Consider the following 20,422-nt stretch of genomic DNA (forward strand, 5'->3'; position numbering starts at 1 on the left):
GTCGCCATGGGGAGTTCCTCTCGTTGAAGGAACTCCATCGTCTGCCGCCGCTGCCGCAGGACCAAACCTCAGAGAGGCTGCGCTACCTTACCGCCACCACCAATGCCGCGCAGCGGCTTCGTGCATTGGGCCGTCGTTACTTCATCACAGGCGAAGCCAGTTGGTCGCGGACCCATGACGCGCCGTCGCGGATGGCTTGCTGAGCGAGAGGGGCAATCGACATCGCTTCGAGAAAGCTGTGAGTTGCCCCCCGATAAACGTTGCTTGCCATGGCACAACCGGCGGCCCGTAGCCGCGCTTCAAGCGCGAAGCTTTGTTCGGCGAGGACGTCGAGCTCGGGGACGATGAGCAACACCGACGGTAGACCAGACACGTCGCTTGCCGAAAGCGGGCAGGCATAGGGATCGTCGCGTTGGTCGCCCGATACGAGATACTGGTCGAAAAAATAGCGCATGTCGGCCTGGGTCAGGAGAGCGTCGGGACCGCCATACGCCGCCTCTGCCGCATCGGACACATCGCCCGAAAACGCGCCATAGTTCGAGAGTATGCCACGTATTGCGGAGTTTCTGCCGCCATTTCGGAGTCTCAAGCACGTCGCCAGGGCAAGGTTCGCGCCTGCCGAGTCCCCGCCGATCGCTACGCGCGTCGCGTCGATGCCGAGTTCGGTGCCGTGCTCGCCCAGCCAGTCGACCAGCGCGACGACCTGGTCGAGCGCGACCGGATACTTCGCCTCAGGCGACAACGGATAGTCGATGCCGACCACGACGAAGCGACCGGCATCGGCGTATTCGCGCATCAGCCGGTCGTGCGTATCGAGGCTGAAGAAGACGAAACCGCCGCCGTGGACGTAGAGTAGCGCAGGCGCATCTTCCGCAGCAACGCCGTCGGGACGGTAGATCCGCACGCGAAGTGCGCCCGCGCGGGTGTCGACCGCGACGTTGCGGGTCTCGCTCATGGGCGGTCCGCCAGCCGCCCAGCGTGCGCGCACCAGTTCGGCGATCCGACGTGCCTCTACCGTCAATACCGTGTCGAGCGGTGGATGCCGGCTCCAGTCCTCGCGCAGGATGTCGGTGAAGATGCGGATATCGGGGTCGAGCCGGTCGTCCATGGAGCCTGTCTTACAGATGCGCGTCAAACCACGCCAGCACCCGGCGCTGGATGTCGGCCTGATGCTCGGGTTCGTGGAACCAGTGCGGCTCGCGCGGATAGCGGACCATCTCGGCGGGCTTTCCCAGCAGCTTCAGGCCGCGGTAGAATTCGAGGCCGAGCGTGACGGGTACGCGCGTGTCCTGTTCGCCGTGCAGGACGAGCACGGGCGTATGGACGTGATCGAGCAACCGGACCGACGACACGCGGTCGAGATCGGCGAGATGCGCGGACGGCTCGCCGAAATAGCCGGTGGTGAAGTCGGGCGTGTCGGTGATCCGCGCCATAGCGGTCATGTCGGTGGGACCGGCACCGACGACCGCCGCCTTGAAGCGGTCCCCGTGCGTGACCGCCCAGGCCGACAGGAACCCGCCATAGCTCCAGCCACCAATGCCGAGCCGCGCGGGATCGGTGATCTTCCGTGCGACGAGCATGTCGACGCCGTCGAGCACATCCTGATAATCCATCCCGCCCCAGTCGTTGCCGACCGCGCGCGCGAATGCCGTACCTTGGCCGTCCGAGCCGCGCGGGTTGGGCAGCAGCACCGCATAGCCGTGCGTGGCCAGCATCTGCGCCCATTCGTGCCAACTGCCGAGCCAGCCCGACCACCATGCCCATTCGGGGCCGCCATGCCCCTGGACGACGGTCTTGATCGGCGTGCCGGGGACGTAACCCGGCGGCGTGACGAGGACGCCGTGGATCGCCTGTCCGTCGCGGCTGTTGGTCCAGGATATCTGGCGGACCTGGCCGAGTTTCCAGGTCGCGACCTGCGGGTTGATCGTCGTGATTGGGCGGACGCGCGCGCCGTCGACCGTCCAGACGTCGGCCGGGCGGTCGGGGCTCGACAGCGAGACCGCGAGATGGCGTCCGTCGCGGCTTGCGGTTATGTCCGAGGCTTCGCCGTCCAACTGGGCCAGCGGCGTGACGCGCCCAGTCGCGCGCGCGATTCGGACGAGCTTCGATCGGGTCTGTTCGAACGATAGCGCAACGACCGAGCGGCTGTCCGGTGCCCAGCGGACCTGCGTCAACAAGCCGGGGTGATCGTCCGCGAGCGCCGACAGCGTGTCGGTGGTGAGGTCGTACACGCGCGCGCCGACGCCGATGAAACCCGGCGTGCGGATTTCCGAGCCGAGGATCGCAGTGCCATCGGGCGACCAGAGCGGTCCTTCCGCGGCATGCTCGATGAGGGTCTTGCCGACCGTGCCGCTTGCCGGATCGAACAGCGCGATCCGGGAATGGTAGAAATACTCGTTGATCCCTGTCGTGTCGGTCACGCGCACCGCCATACGCTTGCCGTCCGGCGACCACGCCATGCTGCTGACGCTGACGTTCGCCGGAGAAACACGCCGTGCCGCGTGGGCAGCCAGATCGAGGATCCAGAGCCGCGTCACGTGACGCGGCTTGTCCATCTCGACCCAATCGCGCTTGGCCGCGCGATCGGCCTTCTCGGCAGGAGTATCGGGATCGGCGCTGAGGAAGGCGATCCTGGTCCCGTCGGGCGACCAGGCGAAGTCCGCGATGTCACCGGGCAGCGCGGTGAGCGGAGTTGCCTCGCCGCCATCGCGCGCGATCACCCAGAGCTGGCGGGATGGTTCGCCGGATGCCACCGGTGCGGTCGGCGGGGTCGCGTCGACCGGCGCGCCGGGACCGGCCGAGATATTCAGTTTGAACTCGAACCCGGTGTCCGCGCCACCAGTCAGCGGATTCTTTCGGTTCGAGAGGAACGCGATCGATCGTCCGTCGGGCGACCAGCGCGGCGTATCGTCCGCGCCGGCACTGGTGACGAACCGCCGTGCGGACGCGCCGCCGTCGGTGGGCACCGACCAGATCGTCCGCTGATCGGGGCCGAAGGTCGCCATCTGCGGCTGGACGGTGAACAGGATGGTCCTGCCGTCGGGCGACATCTCGACATCGCGCATGTCGTGTAGGCGCATGATGTCGGCGGGCGCGATCGGTCCGCCCTTGTCCGCAGCAACAGGTGTCTGGGGAAGTGGCGCCGCGCCGGCCAGCGCCAGTGCCAGCGCCGGAAGCGTCCAGGTCTTGCGATACCGCACGCTCAGAACCCGATGTCGACGCGGAGGCCGTAGGTGCGCGGCCGGGTGATCGAGTAGGCCGGCGCGACCTGATCGGTGAACGGCGCATTGAGGACGCCGCGCTTGTCGAGCACGTTGTTGACGAACCCGAGCAGCCGGACGCGCTCCATCACCGTGACGGAGGCGCGCGCATCGAACTGATTGAAATTCCCCCGCGTGTTGGTGTTGCCGAACGCGACGGGCGCGGACGAGATGTAGCGATGCGCGATCTCGAACGTCGGTGCCAGTTTGATGTCGGGCAGGTCGAGCACGAGGTTGTTCGCGACCGCCCATTTCGACGACCCCGGCAACGTCGTGCCCGAGGCATAGCCGCCGCCGACCGCAAAGCTGTCCGGCAACAGGCTGGTGAGTTGCGCATCCTGATAGGTGACGTTCGAGCTGAATGTCAGCGCCTTGGTCAGCTTGACGGTGCCCGAGAACTCGACGCCGCCGATGTTCGCGCTGCCGGCGTTGGTGACGTAGGAATAATAGGCTGGCCCCGGCCCGAACAGCCGAGCCTGGATGTTCTTCCAGTCGATCGTGAACACCGTGGCGTCGAGCAGGATACGGTTGTCGAACAGGCCGAACTTCACGCCGGCTTCGTAATTGTCGACCGTGTCGCTGTCATAGGCGGACGGGATTGCCGCGAGCAGCCCTGCGTTGGGGTTGATCCCACCGACGCGGAAGCCTTTCGAATAGGTCGCGTAGGCGAGGAAGCCGGGGACCGGGCGGAACGAGATCGTCGCCTTTGGCGTGAAGCCGTCCTCCTTGCGGTCGACGCTGCCGCTCGAGCCGACCGGCGTATAGCCGCCGGGATAGCCGCCGAGCGCGCCCGCCTGGTTGGTGACGGTCGCCTTGGCGCGCGTGTCGTAATAGCGGCCGCCGACCGAGATCTCGAACTGCTCGACCGGCCGCCACGACAGCTCGCCGAAGATGCCGAGATCGGTGTTGAGCGTATCGGAGGCATAGCCGTAGAGGCGGTCGTTGGGCGTCAACTGCGTCCCGCTGAAGCCGCCGAACAGCGCCGGGTTGGCATTGATGAAGGCGCCGGCACCCTGCTGGAAGATCTGGTCGTAGCTGAACTTCTTCGCACGCAGATAGCTTGCACCGATCAGCCAGCGGACCGGGCCATTGCCTGCGGATGCGAGGCGGGCCTCGACCTGCTTGATGTTGGCGGTCGCGTCGCCGAGCGAATAGGCTGCCGCGTCGCCCGCCGTGACCCCGGTGACATAGGCATAGGGGTAGGACAGCACGGTCTTGTTCGTCTTCTTGTCGACCGAGCCGAACACGGTGAAGTTCGCGAACCCGAGATCCTGGTCGAGGCGCAGGGAGTTGAGGAAGAAGCTCGTCTTCTGCGGCTCCTCGCGCGCCGATACCCGCGTCAGCGAATCCAGCGAGGTGAGGTAGGTCTGGTCGGACAGCTTGCTCTGCTGATAGGTCGCCAGATACGTGATCTTGGTCCCCTCGGCCGGCGTGAAGACGATCGATCCGCGCGCGCCTCGGGTGCGGAAATCGTTGCTGCCCTGGTTGTTGGTGCCGGTGTTGTCGAGATAGCCCGCATCATAGCGTTGCAGCGCCATCACGCGCACGGCCAGCTTGTCCTTGATGATCGGCAGGTTGAACATGACCTTGCCGGCGTAATTCAGGTCGCCGTTCGCGTTCTTGGTCGAACCGATCAGGCCCTGTGCGGCGGCGTCGATCTTGCCCGGATCGGCGGTCTTGACGACGTAGTTGACGAGGCCGCCGAGCGTCGACGAACCGAACAGCGTCCCCTGCGGCCCGCGCAACACCTCGACGCGGTCGAGATCGAAGGTGTCGACGTCGGGGATGCCGATCGGGAAGCCCGGCTCGACCAGCGGAATCTCGTTGAGATAATAGCCGACCGTGGTCTGACCCTGCTCGTGGTAAGTGGTCGCGGCGATCCCGCGGATCACGACTTCCGAGATGCCCGGCTGGTAGTCGTTGAAGACGACGCCCGGCAGCCGCGCGATGTAGTCGGACAGGCTGTTGGCGTTGGCCTTGGCAAGCTGGTCGCCGGTCACCGCGCTGATCGGCATCGCGACGTTGCGCAGCGATTCGTTGCGCTTGGTCGCGGTCACGACGATGTCGTCTGAGCTGTTCGTGACCGGCTCGGACGCGACCGGGTTGTCCGGCGACGCGTTGCCGGGCGCGGTGACGCTGGCGACCTGTACGGATGCAGGTGTCGCGGTCAGCCCGAGCGCTGCTGCGCTAACCAACGCCGTCGTAGTGAGAAACCGGTATGTCATTAGCTCGCCCCCAATGCTCGGCGACCGGCACCTCTGGTACCGCCCGCATCAAATTGCCCGAACCGTCCTGCGGCCATCTGCGGTCTTTTCGACCGTCGCGGCTCTGATCTTGAGGGCATAGGGTCAGCCCAAACTGGAACCTTACAAACATCCAGTCCTATGATGCCGACGGGACCAAGGTGTCTCCCTTGCCAACGCTGGACCCGGCGACGGGAATGCCGCCTGCCGCCGCCAGCGACGTCAGCGCCCGGACCGCTTCGGCTTCGTTCAGGCTGGCGAAGCCGAGCCGCAGTCCGCGTGGCGCCTCTTCGGTGGTCGCGAACGACGCCGACGTTGCAAGGCTCAGCCCGTACGCAGGCGCTCCAGCCTCGATCCGGTCGAGCAACGCAGGATCGGCGAACCGCAGCCAGAAGGCGAGGCCGCCGTCGGGAACACGGTAGTCGATCGCGCCACCGAACGTCGCCGCGAGCGCCTGGTCGAACGCGGTGCGCCGCTTCGCATAGACCTGCGTCACGCGGCGGGCATGCCGGCGGAGTTCGCCTTCGACGATCAGGTCGGCCGCCGCGTCCTCGGTCAGCGTGTTGCCCATGCCGTCGGTCAGCGACACGCCGTGCGCGACCGCTTCGATGAACGCGCTGGGCGCGGCGATATAGCCGACCCGCAACGCCGGCAGCAGCAGCTTCGACAGCGAACCGACATAGATCACGCGGCCGGGCGCATAGCTCGCCATCGGCAGCAGCGGCTGCGACTCGAAATGGAATTCGTGGTCGTAATCGTCCTCGATCACCGCGAAGCCGAATTGCCGCGCGAGTTCGAGCACGCGCAGCCGGCGTTCGGGGCGCAACGCGACGGTGGTCGGGAACTGGTGATGCGGGGTGAGAAAGATCGCGCGGACGCGGTGCTTGCGGCAGGCGCGCTCGATTGCCTCGACATCCGCGCCGTTCTCATCGAGGCCGACCGAGACGACGTTGGCGCCGAGATCGGTGAAGGCGGCGACCGCTGGTTCGTAGGTCAGCGCCTCGACGAGCACGGTATCGCCCGGTTGTAACAGCGTGCGCGCGGCGAGGTAGATGCCGTTCTGGCTGCCGCGCGTGATGCAGATATCCTCGGCCGTGACCGCCAACCCGCGCTCTCCCCGCAGCATCGTCGCGATCGCCTCACGCAACCGGGGCGAGCCACGCGGGTCGCGATATTGCAGCCGGTTGTCGCGGCTCGCGCGCTGTACCGCGGTCCGATACGCACGCGAGAGGATGTCGGCGGGAAACAGGCGACCGTCCGGTGCGCCCTCGTCGAGCTTGACGCCCTTGCCCGGCGATAGCGCGAGTGGCCGCTCCGGCGGCGCGCGGAAGCGGTATTCGGGCGCCGTGGTGGCACTTGGCATCAAGGGTCGCGGCGGCGGCTTGCGCATTTCGGTCGACAGCGCCGCAACCACGGTGCCGCGCGTGCCTTCCGACAGCAGCCAGCCTTGGGATATGAGGTCCTCATAGGCGAGGACGACGGTCTTACGGTTGACGCCGAGGATCGTCGCGAGTTCGCGGCTGCTCGGCAGGAAGGCGCCGGGGGGCAGGCGGCCGCGTTCGATCTCGTGGATGATCGCGTGGACGATCTGGAGGTAGAGCGGCGTTCGCAACGCCGGATCGATCCGGCCCAGCGTGATCTTCCAGGGTCTCAGCATTGGCCCGCTCTCCCGATCTTGGAGCGGTCAGCATAGGGGGCCAAGCCTCGACGGCAAGCCGCGTTCTATTCCCGCTTCCGTGCGAACCTTTGCATCCAGGACACGAGCGCCGTGTCGGGATGCCGTTCGACGATCGCCGCGAACGTGTCGGGTGCCTCATCCTGGCCGAGCTTGAAGCGACCGGACAGGCTGGTGACCTCGGCGCGAAAGGCGATGATCGCCGCAGCCATGCCGTCGTAGCGCGATCCGAGTTCGCGCGGCGTCCAGCGCTCCCCCTCCATCGCAAACGTCAGCGCGCCCAGCGCGTGATCCGTCTCGTTGGCCAGGAAGACGACCTGCGCTTCGATGACGAGTTGCGCGTAGTTCCAGGTCGGTCCCCAGTCGCGGCGGTCGGCATGGTCGGGCGAGACATAGCCGTGCGGTCCGTTGACGAGGATCGTCGCGGACGGCGCCACAACAAGCTGCGCGTGCAGCGGATTGCGCCGCCCCATGTGGCCGAGGAGGTGCGTGAGCCGTCCCTCCGCATCATATTCGCCGAGCAGCGGGAGAAGGCTGGGCGGGGCGTGTCCCGGTGCCGTCACCCATGCGAGCGGATAGCCCGCTATCAGGTCGCGCACGTCGCTGGTGTCGAACGTCTCGGAAATCCCGGTCATGCGGGCGCCGACGCGGTGGCAGGGCGGTGGTTCGTCATGATCTCCCCTTGTGCCGCCACTGTCGCGCGGCGCATCCTCGCCGCAAGCGCCAACACGTAAAATCCGGGAGGGCCAGTGTTGGCTCCGTCAGGTTCGGAAAATTGGCGGGTTCGGGCTGGGCCGGCATCTGACACGATCACGCGATGGGTGGGAGCACGACGATGATCGACCGGCGGATGGTGTTGGCAGGCGGATTGGCATGGGCGTCCGTGGGGCGGGCGCTCGCGATCGAGCGCGTGCTGGACGTCGCCTATGTCAATGCGAATGCCTGGACCGGCGACCAGCGGCATCCGCATACCGACGCGATCGGCCTCGTCGGCGACCGGATCGTCGCGATCGGGGCGGGGGCGGTAAAGGCGGCGATCGGTCGCAGGACTAGGATCGTCGACCTCGAGGGGGCCTTCGTAACGCCCGGGTTCATCGATAACCACACGCATTTCATGATCGGCTCGGCCGCGTTGATGCAGCCGGATCTGCTGTCCGCCACCACGATCCCCGACTTCGCCGCGCGGCTCGGCGCGGCGGCGAGAGCGCGGCCGGGCAAGTGGATCCTCGGCGGCAGCTGGGACGAGCAACGCTTGGGCGGCCAGTTGCCGACGCGCGCGTGGATCGATGCGGCGACCGGGGACACGCCGGTCGCGATCCCGCGCACCGACCTGCACATGTACCTGCTCAACAGCGCGGCGCTGAAGATCGCGGGGATCACGCGCGATACGCCCGACGTCGCGGGCGGGGTCATCGTCCGCGACGCGAAGGGCGAGCCGACCGGCATCCTCAAGGACAATGCCAAGACGCTCGCCGAGCGGGTGTTCCCGGTGCCGACGCCGACCGAATGGCAGGCGATCATGCGCGGCGGCATCACCCACGCGCTCAGCCGCGGCTTCACCCAGGTCCACACCCCCGAACCGTTCGACTGGACCACGTACGAAACCGCACGCCAGCTTCGCGCCAAGGGCGAGACCGACCTGCGCTTCTACTGCTTCGTGCCGGTCCGCGACTGGGAAAAGATGGCCGCGATCGTCAAGGCCGAGGGGCGCGGCGACGACTGGGTCCGCTGGGGGGCGGTCAAGGCGCTGGCGGATGGCTCGCTCGGCTCGCGCACCGCGGTATTCCGCGATAGCTATACTAATGCGCACGACCAGCACGGCGTCCGCGTCACCAGCCTGGCCGACCTCAAGGCGTATATCGGCGGCGCGGACAAGGCCGGGTTGCACGTGACTACGCACGCGATCGGCGACCTCGCCAACGACGACGTCCTCGACCTGTATGCCGAGATCGTCCGGGAGAACGGCGTGCGCGATCGCCGCTTCCGGATCGAGCACGCGCAGCATCTGTCGCAGGCGGCGATCGCGCGCTTTGCCAGACAACAGGTGATCGCGTCGGTTCAGCCGTTCCATGCGATCGACGACGGACGTTGGGCGGTCGAGCGTATCGGCCAGGCGCGGCTGCGTGGCACCTACGCGTTCCGCTCGCTGATCGACAGCGGGGCGACCGTCACGTTCGGATCGGACTGGCCGGTCGGGCCGCTCGACGCGGTCGAGGGTATCTACGCCGCCGTGACGCGCGAGACGATCGACGGCAAAAACCCGGCAGGCTGGCTTCCCGACCAGAAGACGACGGTCGCCCAGGCGCTGACCGCGTACACCGTCAACAACGCCTATGCAGGGTTCCAAGACGGCAAGTTGGGCCGCATCGCGCCGGGCTATCTGGCCGATCTGACAATGCTCGATACGAACCTTCTGACAACGCCCGCGGAACGAATGCACACGTCGAAGGTCACGCGCACAGTAGTCGGCGGAAAGGAACGCTTTCAGGCATAGTAACGATTACGATCCCTCTTGGTCTAACTCGTGGTTGTTCTGTAACATTCTATAAAAACGATAACTCAGCCGAGACGCTGCAAGGGCCACGTACTTTCTCCGCTGGCTGCTGCATTGGTTCAGGGCGACGTGCCGCCGGTTCCGAGTCCGTGCTTTGCGCCGGTGCGGCTGTTACCAGACCAGCCAAATCCAACTCGGCGGCACGTCGCATCGGATCGGCGCGGGGATCGGCATAGCGCTGCTCCCTGCCGACGCGATCACCCCTGACGATGCACTGCGTAAGGCCGATGGCGCACGGTACCGGGCAAATCGCGAGCGCCGCTCCGCGATGCGGTTCTGCGAGGAGGGTATGGATGCGCAGGTTCGCGAGCGCGCGGCGATGGAAGACGCGTTGCGCAGGGCGGTGGGCTTGGGTGCGATCGAACCGGCGTTCCTGCCGACTGTCCGGCTATCGACGCACGAAGTCGTTGGCTTCGAGATGATCCCGCAATGGATCGCAGACGACGGTGCCAGCATCCCGCTCCAGCGGTTCATACCGATCGCCGAAGGAGTGCCGCACGAGGCCTGCATCGTCGCGCGCACCTGGCCGGCCGGCGTGCGACTGGCCGCCGATATCTATCCGAGTCAGTTGCGCGACGAACTGCTGCTTCGGCACCGGCTACCTTCTTGCCAGCCTTGATATTGCGTTTCGTTCGCGATAGTGGGCGGCCCACGCCGGAGAGGCATCGCTAGACCGCAATGCCCGAACGATCGGGGCCGCGGCGTGGCAACGGTTAGCTATCTTCGGGGATGACGACGTGACAATCAGAGCGATGACGGGTGTCTGCAGTGCAGTCGCCATGCTGGCACCGTGCGCGGTGCACGCGCAACAGCGTCCGGCGGACGACACGACCGGGTCCGAGATCCTAGTGTTCGGCGACCGCGCGGACGGATACGGGGTCGACAGGATCACCACGGCGACGCGCACCGGCACCGCGCTGATCGACATTCCGCAATCGATCCAGGTCGTCACACGCGACGTGATCGACGACCAGCAACTGGTCGATCTCACCAGCTTATTTCGCAACGTCAGCGGCGTGCAGGCCGGGACCAACGCCGGCAATCGCTCCGAAAGCTTCACCATTCGCGGGTTCCGCTCCTCCTATTACGCGATCGACAGCGTCGTGCTGAGTCCTGCGATCGAGACCAACGACAGCTACCGCGACCTTGCCAATGTCGAGCGGATCGAGGTGCTCAAGGGGCCGGCGTCGGTGCTGTACGGGCGCGGCGATCCCGGTGGGCTGATCAACATCGTCACCAAGCAGCCGCGCCTCACCCCTGGGATGCAGGCGAGCATGCAGGTCGGGCTGAACCAGTTCGTCCGCGGCGAGGCGGACATCACCGGGCCGATCGATGCGGCGCATACTCTGGCCTACCGGATCATCGGCGCGGCGCAGACCGGCGACACGTTTCGCGATGTCTTCGTGCCGTATCGCCGCCAGTTCCTGTCGGGTTCGCTGCTGTGGACCCCAGGGTCGCGAACCCGCGCGATCGCCAGCCTGACGTATACGCATCAGGAGAACCAGACCGATCGCGGCATCGTCGCGACGCCGGACGGCAATGGTGGCTATGTCGTCGATCTCGCGCGCGACCGGTATCTCGGTGAGCGGTTCGCGGTCACCGCGTCCAGCCGCTACGAATTCAACTACCGGATCGAACACGACCTGACCGACTGGCTCACGGTCCGACAGATCGGCCATTACGACAACGGCGCGCTGGACCTGCTGGGGATCAATTACGGCACGACCGTCGCGGTCAATGCGCGCACCGGTGCCCGTACGGTGACGCGCGCGGCGGTCGAACAGCACGAGAAGAACCACAACTACGATTTCCAGGCGGACTTGATCGCCAAGTTCGCGACCGGCGGCATCGGCCACACCGTCGTGTTCGGCGGCGAGCGCGTCGATGGCTATCGCTTCCGCACGTTCTTCCGCGGCACGCTGGCGGCGATCAACATCGACACGCCGGTCTACGGTGCGACGCCCGGTGGGTTCGTCAAGGCCGCCGATCGCCAGGTCGACGCGACCTCCTGGTCGTCCTATCTGCAGGACCAGGTCGACCTCGGCGAGCATCTCGATCTGCTGGCCGGCATCCGGTTCGACAAGGCGAAGCAGTCGGATGCCGGCGCCTCGGTGATCCGCACGAACGATACCGCCTGGTCGCCACGCGTCGGGTTGGTGTGGAAGCCGATCGGCGATCTGGCACTGTTCGCCGACTACACGCGGTCTTTCCAGGCGCAGGCGGCACCGACCTTCACCGGGATACCGATCGAGCCCGAGCGCGGCGTGCAATACGAGGCGGGCATCAAGGCGGAATTGTTCGGTGGCAAGCTGGCGACCACTGCGGCGGTGTACCAGCTGACCCGCAGCCATGTCGCGCAGACCGATGCGGTGAATATCGGCTTCAACATCGACGCGGGCGTGCAACGCTCGCGTGGGGTCGAGTTCGATGCGACCGGCGCGATCGTCCCTGGCGTCAAGCTGATCGCAAGCGGTGCGTATATCGATGCGGAAGTGCGCCGATCAACCGATTACGCGACCGGCAACCGCCTGATCAGCGTGCCGACATGGAGCGGTAGCCTCTGGCTGACGATCGAGCCGGAGAGCGGTGCTTTCAAGGGCGTCGGGCTAGGCGGCGGCGTGTTCGCGGCGAGCAATCGCAAGGGCGACCTCGAGAACAGCTTTTCGCTCGGCGGCTACACGCGGGTCGATGCGAGCCTGTGGTACCGGGTCTCGGACAAGCTCCGGCTGACGGTCAGCGGCCGCAACTTGTTCGACACCTATTATGTCGAATCGGCGGTCTCGCGCGCGCAGATTACGCCGGGCGAAGGGCGCGGCCTCCTCGTTGGCATAGGCACGAAATTATGATCGCACGCCTGACCGCGATGCTGACGCTGGCAGTCCTGCTGGCTGCGACGCCGGGCGCACAGGAGATGGGTGTGATCGTCCGAGGACCCGGCCATTGCCTGCGCACATGATTTGTCGAAGATCCGAGCGACGTCGGTCACCGGCCCACGCGCTGCAACGAGACGACCAACTCGTAGCCGCCGCCTCCGCCGCCCGCGCTTGAGCGCCTGTAGCACGCCGGCCGTGGCGAGCCAGCCGACAGCATAATCGTTGACCACGCCGATCGGCGGATGCCCGGGCTTCTCGTCGGTACCTTCGAGAATGCACCGCCTGTCAGGGAATCTGGTTCTACTCAGCGTTTCGGATCTATCCCCAGCAGGCGTGCATATTCTTCCTCCGGCTGGCCATAGGTGTCGCCGGCGAGCGCCATCAGCTTGGTCCGATCATTGACCAGAACCCGCGCACGGATCGCGCGGATCGCTCGATCTTCCTCAAGGCGATGCAGCGCGTCGGTGACGCTGCTGCGGCGGACGCCGAGCATCAGCCGGAACTCCTCGTGCGTCATGCAGATCTCGTCCGCCTGCACACGGTCGTGATACAGCAGGATCCACCGCGCCATCCGACGCTCGATCGAATGCGCCAGCGACGACACGACGGTCCGCCCCATCTGCAGCATGAAGACATGCGCGAACCGCAGCAGCGTCATGCGCAACGTCGGGCTCTGGTCGACCGCAGCCATCAACGCCTTGGCGGGAATGCGCAGCGCTTCGCCACGCTCGGCTCGCATGGTGACGTCGTAGGCGGAGCGATCGTCGCCCATCACCAGCGGCCAGCCGATGAAACCCTCCGCGCCGACCAGCCCGACGGCGTAGCGGCGGTCGTCATCGAGCGCGTCCAGGACGCCGGCGATGCCCTGTTCCAGAAAGCAGACGCTGTCGATCGGATCGCCGGCTCGGGTGATGAAGTCGCCGACCGCGAACGAGACCGGCTCCAGATGAGGCGCCAGCAGGCCGAAATCCTCCGGGGATAGGTTCGCCAGCAGCCGATTGCCGACCCTGCCGTCGAGGGCGCCGGCTACCATGCCGACATCGCGATCGCGCGGGGCGACGGCCGCTCCGCCTGCAAAAGATACGATCGTCGACATCCACGTTTCCCCTCTAACCGCCGGACTTTGCACGGTTCCGTACAGCAACGTTGCCCATCCTGCTTTGTTCATGCTCGGACAAACAGGAGGACTATATGGTTTCCATCTCGAAGCGGCCCGTCGCGCGCAGCCTTTTCGCAGCAGCGCTGCTGACGGCATCGGCAGGCGTACTCGCGCAATCGGCGCGTTCGCCGAACGCACCGCCGCCCGCAGCCCCGCCGGCAAGCGCGACGCAGCCGCCCAAGGCCGCGCCAGACATGCAAAAGGTGCTCGACGCGCTCGCGGGTCTCGGCGGCAAGCCGATCGAGACGCTGACCCCGGCGCAGGCGCGGATGCAGCCTTCGGCGGCCGACGGTGCCAAGGCGGCGATGGCCCAGCAGGGCATGTCGACTGCACCCGACGCTTCGGTCACGACGCAGGACGTGCCGTATGGCGCCGACGCGCAGCAGTTCGCGCGCATCTACAAGCCAGCGGCAGCGCCCGCGAACGGCAAGCCGATGCCGGTCGTCGTCTATTATCACGGTGGCGGCTGGGTGATCGCGGACGTGAACACGTATGATTCGGCGCCGCGTGCGATGGCCAAGGCGCTCAACGCGATCGTCGTGTCGGTCGAGTATCGCCACGCGCCGGAGTTCAAGTTCCCCGCGCAGCATGACGACGCCGCAGCGGCGTATCGCTGGACGTTGCAGAATGCGGCGAGCTGGGGCGGCGATCCTGCGAAGATCGCGGTGGCGGGTGAAAGCGCTGGCGGCAACCTCGCGGTCGCGACGGCGATCTACGCCCGCGACAACCGCCTGACCGTGCCGCGCTACATCGTCTCGGTCTATCCGATCGCCAACAGCAGCATGACGATCCCGTCACACAAGGATTCGGCGAATGCGAAGCCGTTGAATGCGGCGATGCTGAAGTGGTTCGGCTATTACTACCAGACCAGCGCCGCCGATGCGCAGGACCCGCGCTTGAACCTGGTCGCCGCCAATCTGCGCGGCCTGCCGCCAACGACGATCATCAATGCGCAGATCGATCCGCTGCGTTCGGACGGCGAGACGTTGGCCGCTGCGATGCGGACCGCGGGCGTAAAGGTCGAGCAGAAGACGTATCCGGGCGTCACGCACGAGTTCTTCGGCATGGCCAAGGTCGTGCGCGGTGCCAAGGACGCCAACGATCTGGCGGTCGCACGGCTGAAGGCAGCGTTCGCCGGTTCGCCCCGCCGCTGATCGGCCCGACGGGGCGGCCGATCCGCCGCCCCATCGTATATTTGTCACCGGCGTTCTGGTCGCCGGCGCTCCATTGCAAGGACGTCCCATGCTGAAAAACCCGATCCGCTACAGCCCCGACGTCGAGACGATCGGTCCCGACGAGCAGAAAACGATCGACGGTCTGAACGAGACGTTCCGCTACATCGTCGAAAAGACGCATGAGGACCTCGGTCATGCGCAGCGCGGGGTTCATGCCAAGAGCCACGCGTTGCTCGAAGGCGAGATGGTGGTGCACGACGACCTTGCCGACGAGCAGGCGCAAGGCATTTTCGAGCGCGGCCGTCGCTATCCGGTCGTGGTCCGCATGTCGGCGATCCCCGGCGATCCGATCCGTGACAGCGTGTCCCTGCCGCGTGGCTTCTCGATCAAGGTGATCGGCGTCGACGGCGATCGGCTGCCGGGCGCCGAGGATGAAGTGACGCAGGACTTCCTGATGGCCTCCGGGGTTGCCTTCTCGAACCCGACGCCGGTCGGATTCCTGCGCAACACCAAGCTGCTCGCCGCGACGACCAATCGTGCGGAATGGGCCAAGGCGGCGCTGTCGAAGGTGTTGCGCCCGATCGAGCAGGCGTTGGAAGCGGTCGGCGGCGAGAGCGCGCTGCTGAAGGGCTTCGGCGGCTATCCGGACACCAACCCGATCGGCGACCGCTATGGCACGCAGGCGCCGCTCCGCTTCGGCGACTATATCGCCAAGTTCGACATCGTGCCGGAATCGCCCAATTTCCGCGCGCTGACCGACCAGAAGCTCGACGAGAGCAAGAGCCCAGACTCGATCCGCGAAGAGCTCATGGCGATCTTCGCGAACGAGGGCGGTGCCTGGACTCTCCGCGCCCAGCTCTGCCGCGACCTCGAGGAGAACCCGATCGAGGACGCAGCGACGCCGTGGCCCGAGCAGGGCAATCCGTACATTCCGGTCGCGACCATCACGGTGAAGCCGCAGAAGAGCTGGTCGGAAGAGCGCGTCTCCGTGCTCAACGAACAGACGGCGTTCCGCCCCTGGCACGGCGTCGAGGCGCATCGGCCACTCGGCTCGGTCATGCGCGCCCGCCGCGCGGTCTATCCGGTGATCCAGGATCTGCGCAGCGAACTGAACGGCTGCCCGATGCACGAGCCGCGTTCGCTTCCCGCGCTCGACTGATCGGAAAGGCTTAACGCACGACGCAGCAGCGCTATCGCCAATCACCTGAATTCGGCCTTGGCGGCGCTGCGATTGGCAACGAGCGCGAGTTCGCAGCCGACCAACAGGCGGAGGCGACCGCTCGCTGCCGCCTGGTATGCGGGCGAGTGCTGTTTCGATGTGTTCCCCCTGGTAGGGCGTGGGCTTGCCGAGCGACGCTTGGGACGTTGCTCGCGCGCAAACCCGGACGCCGCGCTGCGCGCGTGAAAATAGCGCAGGGGCTACGCAAGGTGCAGCTATCGCGTGATCGTGACAGTTTCTTAACTGGCTGAGCGCCTTGATCGTCAGCTACTGTCGTTCGCAGCGGCTGACGTTCTGCAAGTTAATGACGCCGGTGCAGCGGCTGCTACCGAGAGGGGCGGTTCGGCAGGGGGGCTATGTGATACGATTCACGCGAAGAGTATCGCGATTGGCGCCACTCGTGGCTCCGTTGGCCTGTCTAGGCGGCTGCACGGCGCTGTCGCACGGGTTCCTCAATCCGCAGGGGCCGGTCGCCGGGCACGAGCGTGACCTGTTCTTCACCGTGTCGATCGTGCTGCTGTTCGTCGCCGGACCGGTGCTGCTGCTGACGCCGCTGTTCGCGTGGCATTATCGGCTGTCCAATCGTAGCGATGCGTACCGGCCGAAGTGGAATTTCTCGTGGTGGGTGGAAGGGCTGATCTGGATCCCGCCCGCCGGGATCGTCATTGGGCTCGCCGTGCTGCTGTGGCATTGGACGCAGATCGACGATCCGTATCGGCGGTTGCCGGGCGCGGCGCCGGTCGAGGTGCAGGCGATCGCGCTCGATTGGAAATGGGTGTTCGTCTATACCGACCTGGGCGTCGCGTCGGTCGATCGACTGACCATTCCCGCCGGACGCCCGGTGCATATCAAGCTGACCAGCGGCACGGTGATGCAGTCGATGTTGATCCCGCAACTCGCCGGGCAGATCTATGCGATGGGCGGGATGACAACCGAGTTGAATATCCAGGCGCACCGGCCGGGGCGGTTCCGCGGCGAGAACACGCAGTATAACGGCGCCGGCTTCCAGCAGCAGAAGTTCGATGTCGTTGCGGTGTCGCCGGCGGACTATGATCGCTGGGCGGCGGCTGCACGAAGCGGCAAGCGCACGCTCTATGCACAGACGTGGCGGCGGCTGTCCGCGCGGTCGATCATCACGCACCCCGTCGAGTTCGCGCATATCACGCCGAACCTGTTCGAGCACGTCGTCGCCGCGACCGGCGGCATGACCCATTCTCCCCAGAAGGCCGCTCGATGACCGTTTCCGTTCCCCTCTGGCCGGCGGTGCTCGGCCGGTTCGGTTGGCAGGACCTGCCGTTCGTGCGCGCTTGGGAGAACCCGACGATCAGCGAGATCATCGGCGCGTTCGCGGGTGCGCTGGTGGTGGTCGGCGCGGTCGTCGTTGCGGCGCTGCTGACGCGTTATGGCAAGTGGCGGTATCTGTGGACCGAGTGGCTCACCAGCCTCGACCACAAGAAGATCGGCATCATGTACATCGTCGTCGCGTTCGTGATGCTGTCGCGTGCGCTGGTCGAGGCGGTGCTGATGCGGATGCAGCAGGCGGTGGCGATCGAGAACCCCGGCTTCCTGTCGCCCGATCATTTCGGACAGCTGTTCTCGACGCATGGCTCGATCATGATCTTCTTCATGGCGATGCCGTTCCTGACGGGGATGATCAACTACGTCCTGCCGCTCCAGATCGGCGCGCGCGACATGGCGTTTCCCTGGGCCAATTCGATCGCGTTGTGGCTCACCATCGGCGCCGCGGGCCTGATGATGGCAAGCCTTGTGGTCGGCGAATTCTCGACCGGCGGATGGAGCGGCTACCCGCCCTATACAGAGCGCGCGTTCAGCCCCGGCGTCGGTGTCGACTACTGGATCTGGGCGGTGACGTTGGGGTCGATCGGCTCGACGATGGCGGGGATCAACATCGCCTGCACCGTCTACAAGCTGCGCGCACCGGGCATGCGGTTCATGCGGATGCAGATGTTTTCGTGGACCAGCCTGTGCACGTCGATCCTGATGATCTTCGCAATGCCGCCGCTGACTGTCGCCACGCTGCTGCTCGCGCTCGACCGGTATCTGGGGTTCCACTTCTTCACCAACGACCTCGGCGGCAACATGATGAACTATGCCAACATGTTCTGGCTGTTCGGTCATCCCGAGGTCTACATCCTGATCCTGCCCGCGTTCGGCGTGTACTCTGAGGTCGTGTCGACCTTCTCGACCAAGGACCTGTACGGCTACACCTCGCTGGTGATCGCGACGATGGCGATCGCGGTGCTGAGCTTCACCGTGTGGGTCCATCATTTCTTCACGATGGGGCAGTCGGCCAACGTCAATGCGGCGTTCGGAATCGCGACGATGACGATCGGCGTGCCGACCGGCGTCAAGATCTACGACTGGATCTGGACGATGTTTCGCGGCGAGGTGCGCTTCACCGTGCCGATGCTGTACGCGCTCGCGTTCATGATGACGTTCGTGCTGGGCGGCTTCACCGGCATCATCCTCGCGATGCCGCCGCTCGACTATCTGGTCCACAACACGCTGTTCCTGGTCGCGCATTTCCACAACATGCTGATCCCGGGGCTGCTCTACGGGATGCTCGCGGGCTATCATTACTGGTTTTCCAAGGCGTTCGGGTTCCGCCTCGACGAGCGCTGGGGGCGGATCGCGTTCACGTGCTGGGTGGTCGGCTTCTACCTCGCCTTCTTCCCCTTGTACGTACTCGGCGCGAGCGGGATGGCGCGGCGGACGCAGGCGATCTTCGAACCGTCGTTCCGGCTCTGGCTGTACGTCGCCGGCGTCGGCGCGTTCGTCCTGCTGGCGGCGCTGACGTCGCTCGGCATCCAGTTGTGGGTAAGCATCCGCGACCGTGCCAAGACGCAGGTCGAAGCCGGCGACCCGTGGGACGGCCGTGGGCTCGAATGGTCGGTCAGCGCACCACCGCCCGAATACAATTTTGCGGTGCTGCCGCTAATCGACGGGCGCAACCCATTCTACGATCACAAGCATGATGAGGGCCAGCCCGACCCGTACGCCTCACCACCGGCTTACGAGGACATCGTCGTTCCGAAGGGCAGCGCGACCAGCGTCGTGATCGGGCTTACCGCCGCGGTCGCCGCGTTCGGGCTGATCTGGGAGATCTGGGGACTGACGATCGTCGCGCTGCAGGTGATCGTCGCGGCGGTCGTGATACGCAGCTTCGGCCGCGACCAGCATCGCACGATCCCGGCTACGGAGGTCGCGCGCGCGCATGAGGCTTGGCTCACGCGCGTTCGGGCGACCCCCGCCATCCCACGCCAGTTGGAGACCGCCGCGGTCAATCGCGGCCTTGCGGAGATCGTGGCGTGAGCGAACCCGAACTCGCACACGCCGGCCTCAACCTTGGCGACACCGGCGCCCTGACGCAGGACCAGGCGGAGAACGCGATCTTCGGCTTCTGGATATTCCTGATGAGCGACGCGGTGATCTTCGCGCTGCTGTTCGCGACCTACGGCACGATGATCGGCAGCACCGTCGGCGGCCCGACGCCCGCCTCCGAGTTCAAGCTGCTGCCCGCGTTCGTCGAGACGCTGCTGTTGCTGACGAGCAGCGCGACGTTCGGCCGCGCGACGATCGCGATGAAGTACGACGAACCGCGCGGCGTGCTGTTCGGCTGGCTCGGCGCGACGCTGGGATTGGGGCTCATCTTCCTCGCACTAGAGGCGAACGACTTCGCGACGATGTTCGCGCACGATGCCTATCCGATGCGTAGCGGTTTCCTGTCGTCGTTCTTCGCACTGGTCGGGCTGCACGGGCTCCACGTCGCGGTCGCGTGCTTCTGGCTGGTCGTGATGGTCGGCCAGGTCTGCGCCTATGGCCTCGATGCGCGCGTGAGGATCAACCTGCTGCGGCTGGGGCTGTTCTGGCACCTGCTCGACATCGTCTGGATCGCGATCTTCTCAGTCGTCTATCTGCAAGGGAATATCGGATGAGCGACCGGACCCGCGAACTGCGTACCTATGCGGTCGGCTACGGCCTGTCGCTCGTGCTGACGGTGGCCGCCTTCGCGATGGTCCGTTGGCCATCGTTCGGCGCGCGCGCCATCTTCGGCACCGTGCTGGCGTTGGGGCTCGTCCAGATGGCGGTGCAGTTCCGCTGTTTCCTCCACATCAGTCTCAAGCGTTCGTCACGGCACGACCTGCAACTGATCCTCTTCTCCGCGCTGATCATCGCGCTGATGGTGTCGGGAACGCTGGTGATCCTGTTCAACCTGCGCGGACGGATGACGGGGTAAGGGCCG

At 66.0% G+C, this 20,422-nt stretch carries 15 protein-coding genes; 9 read left to right on the forward strand and 6 right to left on the reverse strand.

Annotation, left to right across the window (positions count from 1 at the left end; translation table 11 throughout):
• Nucleotides 1-136 precede the first annotated feature (136 nt).
• The 5 genes from C8J45_RS17850 to C8J45_RS17870 form a co-directional block, all read right to left on the reverse strand.
• On the reverse strand, nucleotides 137-1,108 hold the full coding sequence (locus C8J45_RS17850; RefSeq protein WP_107964495.1) for an alpha/beta hydrolase fold domain-containing protein: 972 nt from the start codon (nucleotides 1,106-1,108) through the stop codon (nucleotides 137-139).
• 10 nt (nucleotides 1,109-1,118) lie between these two features.
• Entirely contained in the window at nucleotides 1,119-3,200 is a 2,082-nt protein-coding gene (locus C8J45_RS17855) for a S9 family peptidase (RefSeq protein ID WP_107964496.1), read from the reverse strand.
• 2 nt (nucleotides 3,201-3,202) lie between these two features.
• Entirely contained in the window at nucleotides 3,203-5,485 is a 2,283-nt protein-coding gene (locus C8J45_RS17860; RefSeq protein WP_107964497.1) for a TonB-dependent receptor, read from the reverse strand.
• Between the two features lie 157 nt (nucleotides 5,486-5,642).
• Complete coding sequence (locus C8J45_RS17865; protein WP_107964498.1) at nucleotides 5,643-7,160, reverse strand: PLP-dependent aminotransferase family protein; 1,518 nt, start codon at nucleotides 7,158-7,160, stop codon at nucleotides 5,643-5,645.
• Between the two features lie 65 nt (nucleotides 7,161-7,225).
• Nucleotides 7,226-7,813: an FMN-binding negative transcriptional regulator gene (locus tag C8J45_RS17870; RefSeq protein ID WP_107964499.1), complete on the reverse strand. Its 588-nt coding sequence runs from the start codon at nucleotides 7,811-7,813 to the stop codon at nucleotides 7,226-7,228.
• Between the two features lie 200 nt (nucleotides 7,814-8,013).
• Here C8J45_RS17870 and C8J45_RS17875 point away from each other — a divergent pair, with 200 nt between their 5' ends.
• The 3 genes from C8J45_RS17875 to C8J45_RS17885 all read left to right on the forward strand — a co-directional run bounded on the left by C8J45_RS17875 (nucleotide 8,014) and on the right by C8J45_RS17885 (nucleotide 12,578).
• Nucleotides 8,014-9,672: an amidohydrolase gene (locus C8J45_RS17875; protein WP_107964524.1), complete on the forward strand. Its 1,659-nt coding sequence runs from the start codon at nucleotides 8,014-8,016 to the stop codon at nucleotides 9,670-9,672.
• Nucleotides 9,673-10,021: 349 nt separating this feature from the next.
• Nucleotides 10,022-10,351 (forward strand): EAL domain-containing protein, encoded by a 330-nt coding sequence (locus C8J45_RS19350; RefSeq protein ID WP_181321280.1) that lies wholly within the window; start codon nucleotides 10,022-10,024, stop codon nucleotides 10,349-10,351.
• Nucleotides 10,352-10,484: 133 nt separating this feature from the next.
• Nucleotides 10,485-12,578, forward strand: a complete 2,094-nt coding sequence (locus tag C8J45_RS17885; protein ID WP_107964501.1) for a TonB-dependent siderophore receptor — start codon at nucleotides 10,485-10,487, stop codon at nucleotides 12,576-12,578.
• Between the two features lie 331 nt (nucleotides 12,579-12,909).
• Here C8J45_RS17885 and C8J45_RS18995 read toward each other — a convergent pair whose 3' ends face one another.
• Nucleotides 12,910-13,638, reverse strand: a complete 729-nt coding sequence (locus tag C8J45_RS18995; RefSeq protein WP_181321281.1) for a Crp/Fnr family transcriptional regulator — start codon at nucleotides 13,636-13,638, stop codon at nucleotides 12,910-12,912.
• A gap of 158 nt (nucleotides 13,639-13,796) precedes the next feature.
• Between C8J45_RS18995 and C8J45_RS17895 the strand changes: the two genes are divergently transcribed.
• The 6 genes from C8J45_RS17895 (at nucleotide 13,797) to C8J45_RS17920 (ending at nucleotide 20,416) form a co-directional block, all read left to right on the forward strand.
• Nucleotides 13,797-14,918, forward strand: a complete 1,122-nt coding sequence (locus C8J45_RS17895; protein ID WP_107964502.1) for an alpha/beta hydrolase — start codon at nucleotides 13,797-13,799, stop codon at nucleotides 14,916-14,918.
• An 88-nt stretch (nucleotides 14,919-15,006) separates the two neighbouring features.
• Nucleotides 15,007-16,098 (forward strand): catalase family protein, encoded by a 1,092-nt coding sequence (locus tag C8J45_RS17900; protein WP_107964503.1) that lies wholly within the window; start codon nucleotides 15,007-15,009, stop codon nucleotides 16,096-16,098.
• A 460-nt stretch (nucleotides 16,099-16,558) separates the two neighbouring features.
• Nucleotides 16,559-17,395: a cytochrome ubiquinol oxidase subunit II gene (locus C8J45_RS17905; protein WP_181321282.1), complete on the forward strand. Its 837-nt coding sequence runs from the start codon at nucleotides 16,559-16,561 to the stop codon at nucleotides 17,393-17,395.
• On the forward strand, nucleotides 17,392-19,491 hold the full coding sequence (locus C8J45_RS17910; RefSeq protein WP_107964505.1) for a cbb3-type cytochrome c oxidase subunit I: 2,100 nt from the start codon (nucleotides 17,392-17,394) through the stop codon (nucleotides 19,489-19,491). The genes C8J45_RS17905 and C8J45_RS17910 overlap by 4 nt, the downstream gene beginning before the upstream one ends.
• Nucleotides 19,488-20,114: a cytochrome c oxidase subunit 3 gene (locus C8J45_RS17915; RefSeq protein ID WP_107964506.1), complete on the forward strand. Its 627-nt coding sequence runs from the start codon at nucleotides 19,488-19,490 to the stop codon at nucleotides 20,112-20,114. The genes C8J45_RS17910 and C8J45_RS17915 overlap by 4 nt, the downstream gene beginning before the upstream one ends.
• Nucleotides 20,111-20,416, forward strand: a complete 306-nt coding sequence (locus C8J45_RS17920) for a cytochrome o ubiquinol/quinol oxidase subunit IV (RefSeq protein WP_107964507.1) — start codon at nucleotides 20,111-20,113, stop codon at nucleotides 20,414-20,416. The genes C8J45_RS17915 and C8J45_RS17920 overlap by 4 nt, the downstream gene beginning before the upstream one ends.
• Nucleotides 20,417-20,422: the final 6 nt, after the last annotated feature.

It is taken from the genome of Sphingomonas sp. PP-CE-3G-477, assembly GCF_003050745.1.
Taxonomy (GTDB): Bacteria; Pseudomonadota; Alphaproteobacteria; order Sphingomonadales; family Sphingomonadaceae; genus Sphingomonas.

What these genes read in the sequence shown, in the direction of transcription:
- C8J45_RS17850 (WP_107964495.1), bottom strand. Translation starts at nt 1,108, where the DNA reads ATGGACGACCGGCTCGACCCCGATATCCGCATCTTCACCGACATCCTG.
- C8J45_RS17860 (WP_107964497.1), bottom strand. Translation starts at nt 5,485, where the DNA reads ATGACATACCGGTTTCTCACTACGACGGCGTTGGTTAGCGCAGCAGCG.
- C8J45_RS17865 (WP_107964498.1), bottom strand. Translation starts at nt 7,160, where the DNA reads ATGCTGAGACCCTGGAAGATCACGCTGGGCCGGATCGATCCGGCGTTG.
- C8J45_RS17870 (WP_107964499.1), bottom strand. Translation starts at nt 7,813, where the DNA reads ATGACCGGGATTTCCGAGACGTTCGACACCAGCGACGTGCGCGACCTG.
- C8J45_RS17875 (WP_107964524.1), top strand. Translation starts at nt 8,014, where the DNA reads ATGATCGACCGGCGGATGGTGTTGGCAGGCGGATTGGCATGGGCGTCC.
- C8J45_RS19350 (WP_181321280.1), top strand. Translation starts at nt 10,022, where the DNA reads ATGGATGCGCAGGTTCGCGAGCGCGCGGCGATGGAAGACGCGTTGCGC.
- C8J45_RS17885 (WP_107964501.1), top strand. Translation starts at nt 10,485, where the DNA reads ATGACGGGTGTCTGCAGTGCAGTCGCCATGCTGGCACCGTGCGCGGTG.
- C8J45_RS18995 (WP_181321281.1), bottom strand. Translation starts at nt 13,638, where the DNA reads ATGGTAGCCGGCGCCCTCGACGGCAGGGTCGGCAATCGGCTGCTGGCG.
- C8J45_RS17895 (WP_107964502.1), top strand. Translation starts at nt 13,797, where the DNA reads ATGGTTTCCATCTCGAAGCGGCCCGTCGCGCGCAGCCTTTTCGCAGCA.
- C8J45_RS17900 (WP_107964503.1), top strand. Translation starts at nt 15,007, where the DNA reads ATGCTGAAAAACCCGATCCGCTACAGCCCCGACGTCGAGACGATCGGT.
- C8J45_RS17910 (WP_107964505.1), top strand. Translation starts at nt 17,392, where the DNA reads ATGACCGTTTCCGTTCCCCTCTGGCCGGCGGTGCTCGGCCGGTTCGGT.
- C8J45_RS17920 (WP_107964507.1), top strand. Translation starts at nt 20,111, where the DNA reads ATGAGCGACCGGACCCGCGAACTGCGTACCTATGCGGTCGGCTACGGC.